Source organism: Herbaspirillum frisingense GSF30 (assembly GCF_000300975.2).
Lineage (GTDB): Bacteria > Pseudomonadota > Gammaproteobacteria > Burkholderiales > Burkholderiaceae_D > Herbaspirillum > Herbaspirillum frisingense.
This window is the reverse complement of record NZ_AEEC02000006.1, coordinates 63,238-81,981: the sequence shown is the minus strand read 5'-3', so window position 1 is coordinate 81,981 and position 18,744 is coordinate 63,238. Positions and strand designations below refer to the sequence as shown.

General features: G+C 62.5%; 20 protein-coding genes. 1 reads left to right on the top strand and 19 read right to left on the bottom strand.

Annotated features, from left to right (window positions below; translation table 11 throughout):
* Positions 1–343: 343 nt before the first annotated feature.
* From fumC to rpsP, 8 genes are all read right to left on the bottom strand, one after another.
* A complete protein-coding gene (gene fumC, locus HFRIS_RS06195; protein ID WP_006462414.1) occupies positions 344–1,732 on the bottom strand; it encodes a class II fumarate hydratase in 1,389 nt (462 codons plus the stop codon).
* A 194-nt stretch (positions 1,733–1,926) separates the two neighbouring features.
* Positions 1,927–2,277 (bottom strand): DUF3579 domain-containing protein, encoded by a 351-nt coding sequence (locus tag HFRIS_RS06190; RefSeq protein ID WP_006462412.1) that lies wholly within the window; start codon positions 2,275–2,277, stop codon positions 1,927–1,929.
* 334 nt (positions 2,278–2,611) lie between these two features.
* The gene (locus HFRIS_RS06185) at positions 2,612–3,571 is read right to left on the bottom strand and encodes a CobD/CbiB family protein (protein WP_006462410.1); all 960 of its coding nucleotides are present in this window, start codon (positions 3,569–3,571) and stop codon (positions 2,612–2,614) included.
* 180 nt (positions 3,572–3,751) lie between these two features.
* Positions 3,752–4,423: a CoA pyrophosphatase gene (locus tag HFRIS_RS06180; RefSeq protein WP_006462409.1), complete on the bottom strand. Its 672-nt coding sequence runs from the start codon at positions 4,421–4,423 to the stop codon at positions 3,752–3,754.
* 123 nt (positions 4,424–4,546) lie between these two features.
* A complete protein-coding gene (rplS, locus tag HFRIS_RS06175) occupies positions 4,547–4,930 on the bottom strand; it encodes a 50S ribosomal protein L19 (RefSeq protein WP_006462408.1) in 384 nt (127 codons plus the stop codon).
* 177 nt (positions 4,931–5,107) lie between these two features.
* Positions 5,108–5,863: a tRNA (guanosine(37)-N1)-methyltransferase TrmD gene (gene trmD / locus HFRIS_RS06170; RefSeq protein WP_006462407.1), complete on the bottom strand. Its 756-nt coding sequence runs from the start codon at positions 5,861–5,863 to the stop codon at positions 5,108–5,110.
* 84 nt (positions 5,864–5,947) lie between these two features.
* Positions 5,948–6,562: a ribosome maturation factor RimM gene (gene rimM / locus HFRIS_RS06165; RefSeq protein ID WP_006462406.1), complete on the bottom strand. Its 615-nt coding sequence runs from the start codon at positions 6,560–6,562 to the stop codon at positions 5,948–5,950.
* Positions 6,563–6,635: 73 nt separating this feature from the next.
* Complete coding sequence (rpsP, locus tag HFRIS_RS06160) at positions 6,636–6,890, bottom strand: 30S ribosomal protein S16 (protein WP_006462405.1); 255 nt, start codon at positions 6,888–6,890, stop codon at positions 6,636–6,638.
* 313 nt (positions 6,891–7,203) lie between these two features.
* Here rpsP and HFRIS_RS06155 point away from each other — a divergent pair, with 313 nt between their 5' ends.
* Positions 7,204–7,626 carry a TM2 domain-containing protein gene (locus HFRIS_RS06155; RefSeq protein WP_039874719.1) on the top strand — a complete coding sequence of 141 codons (423 nt, stop codon included), beginning with the start codon at positions 7,204–7,206 and terminating at the stop codon, positions 7,624–7,626.
* A gap of 82 nt (positions 7,627–7,708) precedes the next feature.
* Here the strand turns inward: HFRIS_RS06155 and HFRIS_RS06150 are convergent, their stop codons facing one another.
* The 11 genes from HFRIS_RS06150 to HFRIS_RS06100 all read right to left on the bottom strand — a co-directional run bounded on the left by HFRIS_RS06150 (position 7,709) and on the right by HFRIS_RS06100 (position 18,593).
* Entirely contained in the window at positions 7,709–9,493 is a 1,785-nt protein-coding gene (locus HFRIS_RS06150) for an acyl-CoA dehydrogenase (RefSeq protein WP_006462403.1), read from the bottom strand.
* A gap of 94 nt (positions 9,494–9,587) precedes the next feature.
* Positions 9,588–10,517, bottom strand: coding sequence for an electron transfer flavoprotein subunit alpha/FixB family protein (locus HFRIS_RS06145; RefSeq protein WP_006462402.1), 930 nt, complete (start codon positions 10,515–10,517; stop codon positions 9,588–9,590).
* Positions 10,518–10,519: 2 nt separating this feature from the next.
* Positions 10,520–11,275 (bottom strand): electron transfer flavoprotein subunit beta/FixA family protein, encoded by a 756-nt coding sequence (locus tag HFRIS_RS06140; protein WP_006462401.1) that lies wholly within the window; start codon positions 11,273–11,275, stop codon positions 10,520–10,522.
* 220 nt (positions 11,276–11,495) lie between these two features.
* Positions 11,496–12,455, bottom strand: a complete 960-nt coding sequence (locus HFRIS_RS06135) for a 2-hydroxyacid dehydrogenase (RefSeq protein ID WP_006462400.1) — start codon at positions 12,453–12,455, stop codon at positions 11,496–11,498.
* 35 nt (positions 12,456–12,490) lie between these two features.
* Positions 12,491–13,435, bottom strand: coding sequence for a sugar kinase (locus HFRIS_RS06130; protein WP_006462399.1), 945 nt, complete (start codon positions 13,433–13,435; stop codon positions 12,491–12,493).
* 11 nt (positions 13,436–13,446) lie between these two features.
* Positions 13,447–14,190 carry a sugar phosphate isomerase/epimerase family protein gene (locus tag HFRIS_RS06125; protein ID WP_006462398.1) on the bottom strand — a complete coding sequence of 248 codons (744 nt, stop codon included), beginning with the start codon at positions 14,188–14,190 and terminating at the stop codon, positions 13,447–13,449.
* A complete protein-coding gene (locus HFRIS_RS06120; protein ID WP_006462397.1) occupies positions 14,187–14,921 on the bottom strand; it encodes an amino acid ABC transporter ATP-binding protein in 735 nt (244 codons plus the stop codon). Before HFRIS_RS06120 ends, HFRIS_RS06125 begins: the two co-directional genes overlap by 4 nt.
* Positions 14,908–15,558 carry an amino acid ABC transporter permease gene (locus HFRIS_RS06115; protein ID WP_006462396.1) on the bottom strand — a complete coding sequence of 217 codons (651 nt, stop codon included), beginning with the start codon at positions 15,556–15,558 and terminating at the stop codon, positions 14,908–14,910. The genes HFRIS_RS06120 and HFRIS_RS06115 overlap by 14 nt, the downstream gene beginning before the upstream one ends.
* A complete protein-coding gene (locus HFRIS_RS06110) occupies positions 15,558–16,253 on the bottom strand; it encodes an amino acid ABC transporter permease (RefSeq protein ID WP_006462395.1) in 696 nt (231 codons plus the stop codon). The genes HFRIS_RS06115 and HFRIS_RS06110 overlap by 1 nt, the downstream gene beginning before the upstream one ends.
* 150 nt (positions 16,254–16,403) lie before the next feature.
* A complete protein-coding gene (locus HFRIS_RS06105) occupies positions 16,404–17,207 on the bottom strand; it encodes a transporter substrate-binding domain-containing protein (protein ID WP_006462394.1) in 804 nt (267 codons plus the stop codon).
* Between the two features lie 258 nt (positions 17,208–17,465).
* Positions 17,466–18,593 (bottom strand): LacI family DNA-binding transcriptional regulator, encoded by a 1,128-nt coding sequence (locus tag HFRIS_RS06100; RefSeq protein WP_006462393.1) that lies wholly within the window; start codon positions 18,591–18,593, stop codon positions 17,466–17,468.
* Between the last annotated feature and the right edge of the window lie 151 nt (positions 18,594–18,744).

The window sequence follows — 18,744 nt, the reverse complement described above, 5'->3', positions numbered from 1 at the left end:
AATTATCGCCGATGACATCGCTGCCGCTTTCCCCGATCGCCCGAAACTCCTTGTCGGGCGCGGCTTGCAGACGCATCTGGCGCATGAAAGCAATATACGCCGGGGCTGGTCTTAAATCTTGAGATGTTTCAATTCGTAACCCTAATCAATATTGATATACATGGGGTTGAAAAGGCTTTGCAAATCACCGTGCTTTGCAGCAATGTGCAGCGTGCTACTTCAGCCGGGCAAGGCCTTGCCGTCAAGGTCTGCAAAAACAAAAACGGCCTTTTGCAAGGCCGTCGATGCTTATCACGCCAGGGCAACTCAGGAATGCCAGTGCCCCGGCAACACTGAACCTGGCTCAACCCGGCCGCGTCATCTGCTCCGGCTTGATCCACTCCACGAACTGCTCTTCAGTGACATAGCCCAAGGCCAGAGCGGCCTGCTTCAGGGTCGTGCCGTCGTGATGCGCCTGCTTGGCGATCTTGGCGGCCTTGTCGTAGCCGATGTGCGGTGCCAGGGCGGTCACCAGCATGAGCGACTTTTCCATCAGTTCGCCGATGCGGCTGCGGTTGGCCTCGATGCCGCGGGCGCAGTGCTCCTCGAAACTGGCCATGCCGTCGGCCAGCAGGCGCACGCTCTGCAGGAAGTTATGGATGATCACCGGCTTGAAGACGTTGAGCTCGAAATTACCGCTGGCGCCACCGATGTTCAAGGCAACATCGTTGCCGAAGACCTGGGCGCAGAGCATGGTCATGGCCTCGCACTGGGTCGGATTGACCTTGCCCGGCATGATGGAACTGCCCGGTTCATTCTCGGGGATGGTGATCTCGCCCAGGCCCGAGCGCGGGCCGGATGCCAGCCAGCGCACGTCGTTGGCAATCTTCATCATCGCCGCGGCCAGCGTCTTCAGGCCGCCATGCGAGGCCACCAGGGCATCATGGCCGGCCAGTGCGGCGAACTTGTTGGGCGCGGTCTTGAAGGGGAAACCGAAGAACTTGGCCAGCTCGGCAGCCACGCGCTCGCCGAATTCGGGGTGGGCATTCAGGCCCGTGCCGACCGCCGTGCCGCCGGCGGCCAGTTCGGAGATGGCATTGAGGGTGGCGATGACGGCCGACTCCGCATGTTCCAGCTGGGCCACGTAGCCGGAGAACTCCTGGCCCAGGGTCAGCGGAGTGGCGTCCTGCAGGTGGGTGCGGCCGATCTTGACGATGTCGGCGAACTGGGTGGATTTCTCCGCCAGGGTGCCGCGCAGCTTGTGCAGCGAGGGAATCAGGTGGGTCGCCACGGCCATGCAGGCGGCCACGTGCATGGCGGTCGGGAAGATGTCGTTGGAGGACTGGCCGCGATTGACGTCGTCATTGGGGTGGATCAGGCGATCTTCGCCACGTACGCCACCCAACAGCTCGGAGGCACGGTTGGCCAGCACCTCGTTCATGTTCATGTTGCTCTGGGTGCCGGAGCCGGTCTGCCAGACCGACAGCGGGAATTCCAGCGGATGCTTGCCGGCGATCACTTCATCAGCGGCAGCGATGATGGCCTCGGCCTTCTTGCCCTCCAGCTTGCCCAGGTCGCGATTGACACTGGCACAGGCACGCTTGACGGCAGCCAGTGCCACGATCAGCTCGGCTGGCATGCGCTCGGTGGAAATGTGGAAGTGGTGCAGCGAACGTTCGGTCTGCGCGCCCCACAGGCGGTCGGCCGGGACTTCGATCAGGCCAAAGGTGTCGCGCTCCATGCGGTGGTTCATGATGCTTCTTCTCCGTGATTAGGCGGCCGCGTACGGCCAGGTGATCCCGCTGGCTCTGGCTGATGTGTCCGGCTGAGCGCGGGAAGTGAAGACGGGTAGTAGTGTAACTGCTGGCGGGACCGCCTGCAGGGGCGGCATGAAGCTGGCGGGGTATTGCCCGGGCGATACAAACCGCCCGGCGGGGATGACAAGGCTCAGGGCGCCTTGTTTTCCTTGGGAGGGTCAGGCAGGACACAGGCTTCGATCACCTGCAGGTCGTTGTCCTTGGCGAAGTTGACCACGAAGTGATACGCCAGCGGTTCCAGCTCGCGCAGGGCTTCGTTGACCACCACCGAGCGCACGCCATCGATGTGGGTCGGCAAGACGTAGGGAGAATACTTCAGGTGTGCGTTGCGCCCGCCACTGCCTTCCGGACGGAAACACGACATCACGCCGCACAGGCGCTCCGCCCAGTCGCTGGGGCGGAACTGCCGGCCATCCGAGGTCTTGCCCAGGATGATGAATTCTTTGGCCGGTGCGTTTGCGGGTTTGATGGGATCAGCCATACGTGCAGTTCTTCTATAGCGCTTGCAACCGAATGCCCCGGTCCTGGTGAGACCCGAGCCCTGGATTCCGCGGTGCCTGCGCGACTTGTCGCGGGGGTGCCTGCGGTGTTGAGTATTATATCTTATAGAAGACTTGGCTTCTACCGGTCTCCTCGCCTCCAGCCATTCTGCCTTGCCTGGCCCTGCGCGTCGCTCGTTCCTGGTCCGGGCTGAGCTGCTGCCCGGCGGGATGCGATCTTGGTGATGTGAATCCGGAAGTATACCGGGTTGGCGGGAATCGCGTTCCCCAAAAAAACGAAGCGGGCCACCGCCCGCTCGTCTCAATTCGAAAGAACTAGCCCATCCAGACCGCGACTGACAGCAGCAGCAACAGGAACATCCACAGCAACAAGGCACGCCAGACCAGGCCCACGGTGCTCTGCAGGGTGCGCGGGGATGGTGTGTCACCGGGCAGGCCGTCGGTCTCCTCGGGCATGGAATCGACCGTGGCCGCATCAACCGGCAGGATGATGCCGGCAGCGGCCTGGTTTTCGGTGCCGAAGCGCACGCCCATGGCGCCACCACCGGCGGCCAGGATGATACCGGCGGCCTCGTCCTCCCAGCGGTTGGCGAAGTTGCGCCAGGCGTAGATGGCATCCTCGAAGTTACCCACCACGGCAAAGGCGGAGGCGGTCAGGCGTGCCGGAATCCAGTCGATCCAGTAGAAGGCCTGGGCAGCGAAGCGGCCGAAGGCCTCGAACTTCATGTGATCGGGCTCGTTCCAGGCGCGCGAGAGGTACTCGGCGACGCGATACATCACCGCCAGTGCTGGGCCGACCGGCATCAGGAACCAGAAGAACACGCCAAACACATGGCGATGCGTGGTGATCAGGGCGCGCTCGGAGGCGATGCGCGAAATCTCGCTGACGTCCATGCCGGCGGTGTCCAGCTTGGTCCATTCGGCCAGCAGGGTGCGGGCAGTCATCTCGTCGCCCGTGTTCAGGGCCAGCTGGATGGAAGTGAAGTAATGACTGTAATGACGGAAGCCCAGCGTCATGTAGACCACCAGCACGTTCCAGGCAAACGCCGCCACCAGGCTCACATGCAGCAGCAACCAGTACACCAGCGCCACCGGCACGGTCAGCGCACCGACCATCACCACCCAGCCCAGTCGGCCGTGATGAACGTGGCCGGCGTTGAACCAGCCCTCTATCGTGGCCGCGAAAGACTTGATGGATGCATAAACCGGATTGTCCGCACGCAGTGGTTTGAGTTGTTCGATTAACAGCGCAAAGAGAATGGATAGAAATGTCATCAAGCAGCCTTAGGTGTCTCTGTAGCCCGTACGATAGCGCAGTGCAAGATGGGAATCAAACAATTGATTTGTTGACGAGAATCAAGCTCGCAATGTCATCAATATTTACGTGTTTGAACATCAACAACGACTTTGCGTATCTTATTCGATACAGAGTGACAACCAAAGGCAGTGGACAGTTCAGCTACGCAGGAAGTGGAAGAGATTACGCAGCATGCCTGCCGTCGCGCCCCAGATGAAATAACGGTCGTAGGGCATCGTATAGAAGCTGCGGCGCCCGACCGGCGCGGGCAGTTCCACCGAACGGCGCTGATGGTTCACGCCATCCATGAGGAAGGCCAGCGGCACCTCGAAGATTTCCGCCACTTCACGGGGATCGCCGACTGCTTCGAACGGTGGCTGGATCAGCCCGGCCACGGGGGTGACGCGATAGCCGGTGCCGGTGAAGTAATCCGGCAGGGAGCCGATGACTTCGACGTACTGGCGGGCCAGGCCGATTTCTTCCTCGGTTTCGCGCAAGGCGGTCTCGATGGCCGAGCCGTCATAGTCTTCGCGACGACCGCCGGGGAAGCTGATCTGGCCTGCATGATCCTTCAGGTCAGCTGTGCGGCGCGTGAAGAGTACCGTCATCCCCTCTTCCCGCAGCACGATCGGAATCAACACCGAAGCCAGCCGGAAGCGGCCCTTGGTCTCGGCCATGCGTGCCAACTGGTCGCCGCTGTGCTCGGGTTCCCAGCGCGGCGGTGTGGCAAAGCGCTGGCGCAGCCAGTCGGCGTTCAGGCGCGCCGCTTCCAGGGCGCTTTCGCCGGCGACGGCATCCACCGGCAGGTTGACGGGATCGAAACTGGCCACGATGTGCTCGCTTGATCTGAGATCTGTTAATCGGAATTCAACGAAGAATGCAATGCAACTGACGGAAACGAAAAAGGGGTGTCGCGAGACACCCCTTTTCCTGACGCATCAACATGCAACCGATTACTCGGCAGCAGCAGCCTTTGCAGCGCGGCTGGGCAGCTTTTCCTTGATACGTGCCGACTTGCCCGAACGTTCGCGCAGGTAGTACAGCTTGGCGCGACGCACGTCGCCACGACGCTTGACTTCGATCGAAGCGATCAGCGGCGAGTACAGCTGGAAGGTACGCTCAACGCCTTCACCGGACGAAATCTTGCGCACGATGAAGTTGGAATTCAGACCACGGTTGCGGCGGGCGATGACCACGCCTTCGTAGGCCTGGGCGCGCTTGCGGGTGCCTTCAACCACGTTGACGCTGACAATCACGGTGTCGCCGGGGGCGAAGTCGGGAATGTTCTTGGCGAGACGCGCGATCTCTTCTTGCTCGAGTTGCTGGATCAGATCCATTTTTTGCTCCTGTAACCATCTTGCCGGCGCCGTTGCCCGAAGGCTGATTGTGTAGCCCGGTAGAGGATGGGGTTTCAAACGCAACGGCCAGGCCGCTGCACGGTGCGGGTCCATCGCTGGACCTGCGGTACTGCTGGTACGACTTCGATTTGGCGACCTGCATGCCGGCGATACCGACTACGGCTGTGGCAGGCTGCTCAGAAACTTTTCATCGGTCTTGCTCAACAGGCCCTGTTCCCTGGCCCTGACGATCAGATCGGGGCGCTTGGTCAAGGTGGCTTCCAGCGCACGCTGCCGACGCCATTTCTGGATCTCGGCATGGTGACCACCCAACAGGACGGCGGGCACCGGCTCACCTTCATAGACTTCCGGACGCGTGTAATGCGGCGAATCCAGCAGCCCGTTGACGAAGCTGTCTTCCACGGCCGAGGCGCTATCGTTGAGCGCACCCGGCAATAACCGGATCACTGCATCCATCAACGCCATGGCGGGCAGTTCGCCGCCGGAAAGCACGAAATCACCGATGCTGATTTCCTCGTCCACGCACTTGTCGAGCAGGCGCTGGTCGATGGCTTCATAGCGGCCGCACAGCAGCACGGCCCCACTGTCCTGCGACAGCCGCACCACCCGTTCATGGGTCAGCGGCGCGCCTTGCGGCGACAGGTAGATCACCCGTGGCTTGGCCAGGCCCAGCGTCTGCTGGCGTGCCTGGGCAGCCTCGATGGCCGCCTGCAGGGGCTTGGCCAGCATCACCATGCCGGGACCACCCCCATAGGGACGGTCATCCACGGTGCGATGGTTGTCGGTGGTGAATTCACGCGGATTCCACAGCGACAAGCCCCAGCGCTTCTGCTCCAGCGCCCGGCGGGTAATGCCGGATTGCGTCAGCGCGGCAAACATTTCGGGAAACAGAGTGACGACATCAAACTGCATCACGCCTCCATTTCCAGGTAACTCTCGACATCAAGCGGGGCGGAAAAGAAAAACTGACCTGGGCGGTCAGTAGTTCTCCAACATTCAGTAGTCCCTGCCCCAGTCGACGACAATCTTCTTGTCCTTCGGCAGTACCGTCTTGACGAACTGGTCGACGAAGGGGATCAGCATCTCAGGCGCAGCCACGGATTTCTCCCTGGCGCCCTTCCTGGGCTTTGCTTCGACAGCGTCTTCGGGCTCGACCGCAGTTTCCTGTGTCGGAGCCGTCACCTTCAGGATGGGATGAGCGCCGTTGTCCATCATGTCGGACACCACGCCCAGCTGTTCACCCTGGAGATTTTCCACCGCCGAGCCGATCAGGTCGACCCAGTAGAATTCATTGTCATCTAGTGCCGGGAAGTGCTTGCGGGAGATGGAGACCACCGTTCCCTTCATCGCTTCGGCCGCATTGCGGTCGGCTACCCCGGTCAGGCGCGCGACGATATCGCCGCTATGCCCCTTGGACTGCATGACATCGACGTCCTGCTTGGGCTGGCCGGATTTCTCCAGCCACCAGGTCTTGGCATTCAACAAGGCATCCGCTTCCGAAGAATACGGACGCACGCGAATCCAGCCCTGGATTCCGTAGGCTCCTGTCACATGGCCGACGACCACGAGATCGCCGGGTGCGGAGAAACCCGCCTGGGCTGGATAAGTCATGAGTACGCCAGACCTGTTCTTCTCACTTGCGCCACGACAGGTCGCAGCGCCGGATCAGACAGGAAAAACTTGATCAGGCAGCAGCCTTGGTACCAGCTTGGGCAACCAGGCGAGCAACGGTCGGCGACAGTTGTGCGCCAACGCCTTGCCAGTGAGCCAGGCGGTCAGCAGCGATACGCACTGCTTCTTCCTTGCCCGAAGCGACCGGGTTGTAGAAGCCGATGCGCTCGATGAAACGGCCATCGCGACGATTGCGCGAGTCGGTTGCAACGATGTTGTAGAAGGGGCGCTTCTTGGCGCCGCCACGAGCTAAACGAATAACGACCATAATGGTTCCAGTAAGAATACGGACACGGAAAAGCCGCAGATTATAACGGACTTCCCCACCCTCGGGCAAGCTGCTTGGTGCTTTTGTGCAGTTGACCAACGCAGAAACACCCCAAAACGCCCCAAAAAGCAGCAGATCTGATGCCAAATGACATCAGATCTGCTGCCACATCGGCCACGGCAGGCCTTCTGGGCTATCCCGCAGGCAAGCCCCCTGCACCAGCGCCTCGGCTATACTGCGCCGACAGCTTGACAACAACATTGCCGGGAGCGTCATGCGCCACGGCAACAACCAGAACAAAGAGACAACCGGCATGCCTTCAGCACCCCGCCACAAGAACAAGACCCTGACGACCTTCCTGGCCACCGTGACCGGCAGCATCGGCCTGCATCGCTTCTATCTGTACGGCGGACGCGACCGCTTCGGCTGGCTGCACATCCTGGCCATCCCGCTGTCGCTGGGCCTGATGGCGGCGCAACCGGAAGCTCCCCGACTGTTCACCGCCCTGCCCTTGGTGCTCTCCGCGCTGATCGCCTGCCTGGAAGCGCCGGTAATCGGTCTCACGCCTGACGAGAAATGGGATGCCCGGCACAATGTCGGCAGTGGCAAGAGCTCGGAATCGCACTGGATACTGGCGGTGATCCTGGTACTCACCGTCGGCCTGGGTGCCATGGGCGTGATCGCCCTGCTGGCGCGCAGCTTTGACCTGCTCTTCACCGGCGGCGCCTTCGGCTGAAGGCCCACGCAAACTCCCCAGAAAGACACAAGCCCGGAAAACCGCCAGAGCGGCCTTCCGGGCTGACAGGTTCAAGACCGGGTCAGAACTGGTCTTCGTCCAGCGCCATGACCGCCTGGCCACCCTCGACGATGGCCGTGCGATAGGCCAGCGCCTGCGGCAGAATCTGCTCGGCATAGAAACGCGCCGTGGCCAGCTTGGCCTCGTAGAACTTGCTGTCACCCTCGCCGGACTTGAGCCTGGAGGCCGATACCGCTGCCGCGCGCGCCATCTGCCAGCCGCCGAGCACCACGCCGGCCATCTTCAGGTAAGGCACGCTGCCGGCGAAGACCGCCTTGATGTCGCCCTTGACGTTGCCCACCACATAATCGACCACCTGTTCCAGCGCATCGGCAGCCTCGGCCAGGCGCGTGGCGATGGGCTGCAATTGCGCATCACCCTGCAACTCGGACACGGTCTGACGCACCTGACCCAGGATGCCCTTGGCCACTGCGCCACCATCGCGGGTGGTCTTGCGGCCGACCAGGTCATTGGCCTGGATGGCCGTGGTGCCTTCGTAGATGGGCAGGATACGGGCATCGCGGTAATACTGCGCAGCGCCGGTCTCTTCGATGAAGCCCATGCCGCCATGCACCTGCACGCCGGTCGAGGTGACATCGATGGACAGCTCGGTGATCCAGCCCTTGACGATGGGCACCAGGTATTCATAGAAAGCCTGATTGGCCTTGCGGGTGGCCTCGTCGTCGCTGAAGTGCGCCGCATCCGAGGTGGCCGCGGCCACGTAGGCCAGCGCACGCGCCGCCTCGATCTGGGCGCGCATGGACATGAGCATGCGGCGCACGTCCGGCTGGCGGATGATCGCCACCGGCCCCGGCGAGCCTGCCAGGTCCCGCGACTGCACGCGGTCGCGGGCGTAGGCCACCGCCTGTTGATAGGCACGCTCCGACACCGACAGACCCTGGATGCCCACGGCGAAGCGCGCCGCGTTCATCATGATGAACATGTATTCCAGGCCGCGATTCTCTTCACCCACCAGCGTGCCGATGGCGCCACCATGGTCGCCGAACTGCAGCACGGCCGTCGGGCTGGCCTTGATGCCCAGCTTGTGTTCGATGGAAACGCAATGCACGTCGTTGCGCTCACCCAGTGAACCATCGGCATTGACCAGGAACTTGGGCACGATGAACAGCGAAATGCCCTTCACGCCTTCAGGCGCATTGGGGGTACGGGCCAGCACCAGATGGACGATGTTCTCGGCCATGTCGTGCTCACCGTAGGTGATGAAGATCTTGGTGCCGAAGAGCTTGTAGGTGCCATCCCCCTCCGGCACGGCACGGGTACGCACCAGCGCCAGGTCGGAGCCGGCCTGCGGCTCGGTCAGGTTCATGGTGCCGGTCCACTTGCCGGAGATGAAGTTGGCGATGAAGGTTTCCTTCTGCTGCTGGGTACCGGCCGTCATCAGCGCCTCGATGGTGCCGTCGGTCAACAGCGGGCACAGCGCAAAGGACAGGTTGGCCGAATTCAGCATCTCGATGCAGGGCGTGGCCAGCAGCTTGGGCAGGCCTTGCCCGCCGAACTCCACCGGGTGCTGCACGCCTTGCCAGCCAGCCTCGCCGAACTGACGGAAGGCTTCCTTGAAGCCGGGGCTGGTGGTCACCTTGCCATCGGCCCAGGAACTGGGTTGCTTGTCGGCGGAATGATTCAGTGGCGCGACCACCTCGCTGCAGAACCTGGCGTTTTCTTCCAGGATGGCCTCGGCCGTTTCCGGCGTGGCATCTTCGCAGCCGGGCAGCGCATTGACGGCAGCCAGGCCGGCCAGTTCGTTCATGACGAACAACATATCCTTCACGGGTGCGGTGTAACTCATCTCCAACCTCCAATAGGGAACGCTCTGGCGGCATTCCTTGCTTGCATGAAAACACCCCGGCGAAAGCCGGGGCGAAAACTACGGTACGGTGTGATCAACCGAGCTGCTTGACCAGCTCCGGTACGACCTCGAAGAGGTCACCCACCAGGCCGTAGTCGGCCACCGAGAAGATCGGCGCTTCCTCGTCCTTGTTGATGGCGACGATGACCTTGGAATCCTTCATCCCGGCCAGGTGCTGGATCGCGCCGGAGATACCGACGGCGATGTACAGCTGCGGCGCCACGATCTTGCCGGTCTGGCCAACCTGCCAGTCGTTGGGCACGTAACCTGCATCGACGGCGGCGCGGGAGGCGCCCATGGCGGCGTTCAACTTGTCAGCCAGCGGCTCCAGGATCTTGAAGCTTTCCGACGAGCCCATGCCACGACCACCGGAGACGATGATCTTGGCGGCCGTCAGTTCCGGACGATCCGACTTGGCGACTTCACGGCCGACGAAGCTGGACTTGCCCGAATCGGCCACCGCCGCAATGCTCTCCACGGCGGCCGAACCACCCTGTGCAGCCGGATCGAAACCGGTGGTACGCACGGTGATGACCTTGATCGGGTCGATCGACTGCACGGTCGCGATGGCGTTGCCGGCGTAGATGGGACGCTCGAAGGTATCGGCCGACTCCACCTTGGTGATGTCGGAAATCTGGCCCACGTCCAGGCGGGCGGCCACGCGCGGCAGGATGTTCTTGCCGTAGGCGGTGGCGGGCGCCAGGATGTGGCTGTAGTCCTTGGCAATGGCCAGGACCTGTTCGGCCACGTTCTCGGCCAGGCCATCGGCGAATTGCGCGCCATCGGCCAACAGGACCTTGGCCACACCGGCGACTTGCGCAGCGGCGTCGGCCACGGCCTTGGCGTTGGAACCGGCCACCAGCACGTGGACGTCACCACCCGCCTGCACGGCGGCGGTAATGGTGTTGAGGGTGCTGCCCTTGAGGCTGGCGTTGTCGTGTTCAGCAATAACGAGTGCGGTCATGATCAGATCACCTTGGCTTCATTTTTCAGTTTGGCGACCAGGGTCGCGACATCCGGCACCTTCACGCCGGCGCTGCGCTTGGCCGGCTCGGTGACCTTGAGCGTCTTCACGCGCGGGGTGACGTCCACGCCCAGCTCCTCGGGCTTGACGGTGTCCAGCTGCTTCTTCTTGGCCTTCATGATGTTGGGCAGCGTCACATAACGCGGCTCGTTCAGGCGCAGGTCGGTAGTGATGATGGCCGGCAGGGTCAGGGCCAGGGTCTCCAGGCCGCCGTCCACTTCGCGGGTCACGCTGACCTTGCCGTCTTCCAGCACGACCTTGGAGGCGAAGGTGGCTTGCGGCCAGCCCAGCAGGGCTGCCAGCATCTGGCCGGTCTGGTTGCAGTCATCGTCGATGGCCTGCTTGCCCAGGATGATCAGCTGCGGCTGTTCCTTCTCGGCCAGCGCCTTGAGGATCTTGGCCACGGCCAGCGGTTGCAGTTCCACATCGGCACCGACTTCAGCCAGGATGCCGCGATCGGCGCCAATGGCCATGGCGGTGCGCAGGGTTTCCTGGCACTGGGTCACACCGGCCGAGACGGCGATCACCTCGGTGACCTTGCCGCCTTCTTTCAGGCGCACGGCTTCTTCCACCGCGATTTCGTCAAACGGGTTCATCGACATCTTGACGTTGGCGATATCGACGCCGCTGCCGTCGCTCTTGACGCGCACCTTGACGTTGTAATCCACGACGCGCTTGACTGGTACTAATACTTTCATCGCATGGCCCTTGCAAAAAGGAATTGACGTAAACGTAAACTTCCGCAGGATTATAAAAGCAAAACGAACTGCCTACCGTTTTTTAGCACGATCGTTCTTTTTAATGTTCGCAGCATACACCAAAGATTCACGTGAACGGAAGAGGAAATGCTGCGCAAGTGAAAAAAACTTCATGCAGCGGAATCGCCCGGGCTGTGCCTGCGGGCAATATCCGTGGGGATCAGACTGCCAGGTGGGGAACCGGTTCGCCGCGCAGGCCGGCAATCAGGTTGGTGACGGCCAGTTCGGCCATGGCCAGGCGGGTTTCGTGGGTGGCCGAACCGATGTGGGGCAAGGCCACCACGTTCGACAATGTCAGCAGGGGCGACTCGACCGGCAGCGGCTCGACCTCGAACACATCCAGGCCGGCGCCGTAGATGGTCTTGTCCTGCAGCGCGCGGATCAGCGCGGCCTCATCGACGATACGGCCTCGCGAGGCATTGATGAAGATGGCACTGCGCTTCATCATCCCGAATTCGCGCGCGCCGATCATGCGCTCGGTGGCGGGCGTCAACGGCAGCATCAGGCAGACGAAGTCGGCCTGCGCCAGCAGCTCTTCCTTGCTGACATAGCGCGCATCGAGTTCGCGCTCGGCCTCGGGATTGGGGCGGGTATTGTGATACAGGATGGGCATGCCGAAACCATGATGCGCCCGGCGCGCCACCGCGCTGCCGATGCGTCCCATGCCGATCAGGCCCAGGGTCTTGCCGTGCACGTTCACGCCGAACTGGGCCTCGCCGATACTGCCCTTCCACTGACCGGCCTTGACGTACCCGGCCAGCTCCACCACCCGGCGGGCGGTGGACAGGATCAGGGCAAAGATGGTGTCGGCGGTCGCCTCGGTCAGCACGCCCGGCGTATGCGCCAGCATCAGGCCGCGCTGGCGGAAATACTCCAGGTCGAAATTGTCCACCCCGACCGAGATGGTGGAGGCGATCTTCAACTCCGGCGCCCCCTCCAGCATGGCATTGGTGATCGGCAGGCTGGCCCCGATCATGCCGTGCGCGGTCTTGAGCGCGGCGATGAAGTCGGCGCGATTGGCCTCGGTGACGCGGTCGAACCAGCTCACGTCGAACTCCGACTGCAGGCGCTGCGCCAACGCTTCGGGCAATTTCTTGTAGACCACTACACGCTGCTTCATCGTTATCCCTGTGTATTAAAACCCGCCGGAAGAAACTAGGCCGAAGCCGCCTCCAGCTCGGCCCGTGTCGGCAGGCCTTCCATATCGCCCACCACCTGGATGGCGAAGGCACCGATGCGGTTGCCCCGCATCACTGCCTGCTCCACCGGCAAGCCTTCCAGCATGCCGCTGATCACGCCCACGGCAAAGCCGTCACCGGCGCCCACGGTATCGACCACTTCCTTGACCGCGACGCCGGCCACCCTGCCCTCGCCCTGCGCATTGCGCCAGTAGGCGCCTTCCGCACCGAGCTTGATGACCACCATCTGCACGCCACGTTCCAGATAGAAGGCGGCGATATCGCGCGCCTCGCTGTGGCCGGTCAGAATCCGGCCCTCGGCCAGGCCCGGCAACACCCAGTCAGCCTTGAAGGCCAGCGCATTCAACTGCTGCGCCATCACTTCCTGCGAGGGCCATAGCATAGGCCGCAGATTGGGATCGAAGGAAATCGTCTTGCCCTGGCTGCGCATGAAATCCATCGCATGATGGGCAAACGCCATGGTCGTGGCCGACAGGGCCGGTGCAATGCCGGTGGCATGCAAGTGCCGCGCCGCGCCGAAGTAGTCGGCATCGAAATCGGCCAGCGACAGATGACTGGCCGCCGAGCCCTTGCGGTAATACTCGATGGCCGGATCCGCCCCATCCACGGCCTTGGCCTTCAACTGGATGGCGGTACGGAATTCACTGTCGGTCAGCACACGGCTGACATCCACGCCCTCCTGCGCCACCCGCTGGCGGATGAAGCGCCCGAAAGCATCATTGCCCACCCGGCTGGCCCAGCCCACCTTCAGGCGCAGGCGCGCCAGTCCGATGGCTACATTAGTCTCGGCCCCGGCCAGGCGGCGCGTGTATTTTTCCACTTCCTCGAAGGGGCCGACCTCATCGGCCACCAGCAGTGCCAGGGCTTCACCCCAGGTCACCACATCCAGTTGCATCGTCATTGTTGTTGTCCTCAGACTGCCGCCAGCATGGCGACATGGCGGCGCGTGGTCTCTTCCAGATCGCTGCCCACCAGGGGGAATTCGATGGCCCGCAGGATGCCCGTGGGGAAATGCGCCAGCATGGCCTGCCAGTGGCTGTCCTGTGCCTGCAGCGGCACTGCCTTGAGCTTGCCGCGATCCTCCTGCACGCCCTTGCAATGCACGTAACGCACGTGCGGCGCCAGCGAGCGCGCGGCGGTCTCGGGATCGACACCCTGCCAGCGCCAGTTACCCATGTCGAAGGTCATGCCAAAGGCATAGCCATTGCCGGTGCACAGCGCCAGGAAGCTGACGATGGGCTCCAGCCGGCCACCTTGCGGGGTCTGGTCGTTTTCCAGCAGGACTTCGATGGGGGCATGCGAGAGGAAGCGCAACAGCGACTGCAGATCGCTGCCCGCCGAGAAATGCCCCAGCGACACCTTCAGGAAACGCGCCCCCACCTCTTCGGCCTCGGCCATCGCCTGGGTCATCTGTTCGTGGTCAAAACGGCCATCGGCGCCGAACAGCTCCAGCGGCACCGAATACACCGCGAACAGCTTGTGCTGCGCCAGCAGCGCACGCAGCGCCGTCAGGTCCTGCGGACCATCGAAGAGCTCGCGTCGTATCTCCAGGCCTGCCGCCCCGGCCGCCGCCACCATCGGCACCAGATCGGCATGGCCGACCCGTCGCACCAGGTCGGCGCCATAGGCCGAAGCAGCGACCAGGACCGGGCTCACTTGATGGCTCCCGCACCGATGAACTGCTTGGCCTCCGGCGTCTGCGGATCGGCGAAGAACTCCTTGGACGGGCGCGCCTCCCACACCTTGCCCTGGTGCATGAAGACCGTCAGGTCCGCCACCCGGCGCGCAAACTCCATCTCGTGCGTCACCAGCAGCATGGTCATGCCGCCACGGGCCAGCTCTTCCATCACCTTCAGCACTTCGGCCGTCAGTTCCGGGTCCAGCGCCGAGGTCACCTCGTCGAACAGCATCACCTGCGGCTCCATGGCCAGCGAGCGGGCAATCGCCACGCGCTGCTGCTGACCACCCGAAAGCTGCTCCGGATAGGCATCACGCTTATGGTCCAGGCCGACCTGCTTCAAGACCTTGATGGCGGTCTCGCGGGCAGTCTCGGTGGCGGTCTTCTTCACGATGCGGGGTGACAACATGATGTTCTCCTCCACGGTCAGGTGCGGGAAGAGATTGTAATGCTGGAACACCATACCCACATCCTTGCGCAGCTCGATCAGGTGTTCGTGCTTGTTGGTCAGCTTGTGGCCGGCCACGGTGATGCTGCCGCCGTCGATGGTCTCCAGGCCGTTGATGCAACGCAGCATGGTGCTCTTGCCGGACCCGGAACGGCCGATGATGGCCACCACCTGGCCGCGCTCGACCGACAGCGAAATGCCGTTCAACACCTGGTTGCTGCCGAAGCGCTTGGTGATGTTGTCAATTTCAACGATGGGCATGTAATTTCCTCTCTAAGGCAAAGCTGAAGCGCGACAGCGGATAGCAGAAAACGAAGTAGATACCGGCCACGATGGGGAAGACCAGGAAGGGCTGGAAGGTCGCATTGCTGACCAGCTTGCCGGCCTGGGCCAGTTCCACCAGACCGATGATGGAAGCGATCGAGGTGTTCTTGACGATCTGCACCAGGAAGCCCACGGTGGGCGGCAGCGAAATGCGCACCGCCTGCGGCAGGATCACGTAGCGCAACTGCTGCCAACGGGTCATCGCCAGCGCGGTCGAGGCTTCCCACTGCTGCACCGGCACGGCCTCGATACAACCACGCCAGATCTCACCCAGGTAGGCGCTGGAGTAGATCGTCATGGCGATGGTGGCCGCCACCATCGGCGGCAGCTTGTAACCGAAGATCGCCAGCCCGTAGAAGGACAGGAACAGGATGATCAGCACCGGCGTGCCCTGGATGATCTGGATATAGACCGTCGAGAGCACCCGCAGCGCGCCGATATGGGAAGTGCGCATCAGCGCCACGATGAAGCCGGCGATGCCACCGCCCACGAAGGCCAGCACCGACAGCAACAGCGTCCACTGCGCCGCTTCCAGCAGGAAGATGAAGTTATCAAGGGAAAATTCGGCGAGCATTACATTCTCCTCGGACGCGCCACGCCCAGACGGCGACGGCGTTTGAAGACCACCAGGCCGATCAGCCAGAAGGCCAGTCGGAACAGCAATGCCAGCAGGATGTAGAGCACCATCACCACCAGGTAGATCTCGAAGCTGCGGAAGGTCTCGGCGTCCAGCAGGTTGGCCGTGGCCGTGAGTTCTTCCGCCGAAATCGCCGAGACGATACTGGAGGCCAGCATCATCAGCGTAAACTGGCTGGCCAGGGCCGGATAGACCTTTTCCAGCGCGGGCGTGAGCACCACGTGGCGGATCACCTGCCCGCGCGTCATGGCCAGCGCCTGCGCCGCCTCGATCTGCGAGGGATGGATGGCCATCATGCCGGCCCGTACGATCTCGGTCGAATAGGCCCCGAGGTTGACCGTCATCGCCACCAGCGCGGCAATGTTGGCATCGACCTGCACCCCGATCGAAGGCAGGCCGAAGAAGATGATGAACAGCTGCACCAGGAAAGGCGTGCTGCGGATCAGTTCCACATAGGACGTGACCGCAAAGCGCGCCGGCGCGCTGCCGTGGATGGAAATGATGGCGCCGAAGATACCCACCGCCAAACCGCAGATCATCGACAGCGCGCTCAAGCGTATGGTGAGCAGCGCGCCAACCAGCAACTGATCAAGATGCTGGAAGATGAACGCGAACTGAAAATCGTAATGCATCGTGTGCTCCTCCCACAAACCCGCGCCGGCCGTTCCTTCCCGACCGGCGCGTGATCTGTTCTACCCAGGCTGCACCGCAGGACCAGGCCTTGCGTGCAGCCGCTTCTGCCAGACCGGTTCCGTCAAATGCGACGCAACCGGTACCAGCCATCAGAACACTGGCAGGTTCGGCAGCGGGCCGGACCACTTGCGCGAGATCGCATCCAGTTCGCCATTGAGCTTGACGTAGTAGATGAAGTTGTTGAGCCACTGCTGCAGCTCGTAGGAACCCTTGCGCACGGTCATCGAGTTCGGTTGCACCGAGTACGGGAACTTGACTTCGATCTTGCCCTGGCCACGCGACTTCACGATTTCATTGGCCATGGTGTTGGGAATCGAGATCGCATCGACCTGGTTCGACAGCAGGGCCTGGGTCACGGTGGAGTCATCCTCGAAACGCACCAGCACGGTACCCGGAGGCGCCAGGCGGGTCAGCGCGGTGTCGTTGGTCGAACCACGCGAGACACCCACCTTCTTCTTCACCAGATCGTCCAGCTTCTTGTAGTTGGAACCGACCGGGCCAACGATGGACAGCTCGAAACCGCTGTAGGGGATCGTGAACAGCACCGACTTGGCACGCTCAGGCGTGGGTGCCAGGGTCGCGGCCAGCATGTCGACCTTGCCAGACTCCAGCGCCGGGATACGGGCCGGTGGCACCAGCGGCACGATTTCCACCGGCAGACCCAGGTACTTGCCGATCAGGTTGGCCACGTCCACGTCGTAGCCGATGGGTACGCCTTTGGCATCGACCGAACCGAACGGCGGCGTGCCGCTCACCACACCGATGGTGATCTTGCCCTTCTTGGTCAGCTCGGCGATGCTCTGCGCGCTGGCGCTGGCGGCACCGGCGACCGCGCAGGCGGCTGCCAGCGTCAGTGCAACGAATTTGGCGTTGAAAATCTTCTTGATGCTCATGTAGGTCTCCTCGATAGTTGCCGTGGTGACGGCAGTCCGTTTGGCTCGGAACCCCTCCCGCTGGTCGCCGGACGAATTCTTGTGCCCCTCTTTATTGCCTGTGCCTGCTTTGATCCCGCGATCAGGTCTGTAACCCGGCCAGGCCGGGCTTGCTGCTGTTGACGAACACCGACGGCATCTGATCCTCCGTCCTGTTTTAAGGTCTTACCAGTAGCCTGTATTTCCTCGACTGCCGGTGGTACCGGTTCCAGACGCACGCTAGGCTGTAGCGTACTGGAGGGTGTTCGTCGTGTGGATTTTTTCGCTGATGCCTGCCACCCGGGCGCGCTCTGGATGCTCGGCCACGCTGGCCGACGACCCACGGTGGATCAGTCGCCCATCCAGCAGGAGTTCCATGCGCACCGAGCGCTCGCCCTGAATGCGTACCAGCAGGCGCTCGATGGCGGTAAAGCCGATTTCGTAAGTCGGTTGTTCGATGGTACTGATGCCGCTGCCGACCAACGGCGACCAGGCCAGTTCATCGAAGCACAACAGCCCCAGATCATCGGGGAAGCGCAGCTTCATGCTCTGCAAGGCCAGCGCGATCTGCAGCGACACCATGCCGTTGCCGGCCAGGATCGCCACCCGTCCCTGGCTGCCGGCCGCCGCACGCCGCAGGAAGAATTCGCGCAGCACCGTGGCCACATGACCCGGCTGGTCCACATCCACTTCCAGCGTCTCACCGTGGCAATCGGGCCGCTCCGACATCGCCTGCAGGAAGCCGGCCTGCCGTCCCTGGCGCGAACTGACGCCATACAGCGGCTGCACCACCAGCGCGATATCGGTATAGCCCTGCGCCAGCAGGTGGCGCGTGCCAAGTTGCGCGGCCTTCACGTTGTCCAGGCCCACCAGGTCGAAGTCACACCCTTCCACATGGCGATCCAGCAGCACCACCGGAAAAGCCGCCTGCCCCAGCTCCCGCAGCGGCGTCACATTGCGCCCCTGCGTATTGAACAGCAGGCCTTCCACGCTGTAGGAATGCAGCGCCGCCAGCGATTGCTTCTCGCGTGCCTCGTCATTACCGGTATTGCACAGCATGAGCGTGTAACCGTGCTTCTGACAGGCCGCCTCGGCACCATGCAGCACCGCCACCGAATAGGGATTGAGGATATCGGCCACCAGCATGCCGATGAGCCGCGTCCGTCCGCCTTTGAGACCACGCGCCATCTGGCTGGGCTGATAGCCCAGGCGCGCAATGGTCTTGCCGATCTGGTCGCGCAGACGCACCGACAGCGCGTCGAACTCGCCGCCCAGGTAACGCGATACGCTGGTCTTGGACACCCCGGCCTCCCGCGCAACCTGTGCGATGGTGACCCGGTCGGTGCCGGTCTTGATGCTTTGTCTCACTGTTGCCCGCCAAATCGTTGTACTGCGTGGGTTGATTTGTGCTTCCGGTTCCGGGCTGCTCATTTATTTGAATCTTTTGGAACCGGTTCCAAGATAGCAGTCACGATTGTTCTGGTCAAACCAATTTCACATGAAAAATTTGACAGGCCGA